The sequence below is a fragment of the Pseudomonas sp. RW407 genome (genome assembly GCF_003176655.1).
In the GTDB taxonomy this organism is placed as follows: domain Bacteria; phylum Pseudomonadota; class Gammaproteobacteria; order Pseudomonadales; family Pseudomonadaceae; genus Pseudomonas; species Pseudomonas delhiensis.
Window position 1 is genome coordinate 1 of record NZ_QGSL01000014.1, and the last position, 582, is coordinate 582.

The 582-nt window shown below is 54.8% G+C and carries 1 rRNA gene; it reads left to right on the top strand.

What is annotated here, in order from left to right:
- Positions 1 to 582: ribosomal RNA gene (locus DK254_RS00810) — 23S ribosomal RNA — on the top strand; the annotation flags it as partial.

The window sequence follows — 582 nt, forward strand, 5'->3', positions numbered from 1 at the left end:
ATCCGGATCGAGGACAGTGTATGGTGGGCAGTTTGACTGGGGCGGTCTCCTCCTAAAGAGTAACGGAGGAGTACGAAGGTGCGCTCAGACCGGTCGGAAATCGGTCGTAGAGTATAAAGGCAAAAGCGCGCTTGACTGCGAGACAGACACGTCGAGCAGGTACGAAAGTAGGTCTTAGTGATCCGGTGGTTCTGTATGGAAGGGCCATCGCTCAACGGATAAAAGGTACTCCGGGGATAACAGGCTGATACCGCCCAAGAGTTCATATCGACGGCGGTGTTTGGCACCTCGATGTCGGCTCATCACATCCTGGGGCTGAAGCCGGTCCCAAGGGTATGGCTGTTCGCCATTTAAAGTGGTACGCGAGCTGGGTTTAGAACGTCGTGAGACAGTTCGGTCCCTATCTGCCGTGGACGTTTGAGATTTGAGAGGGGCTGCTCCTAGTACGAGAGGACCGGAGTGGACGAACCTCTGGTGTTCCGGTTGTCACGCCAGTGGCACTGCCGGGTAGCTATGTTCGGAATAGATAACCGCTGAAAGCATCTAAGCGGGAAACTAGCCTCAAGATGAGATCTCACTGGG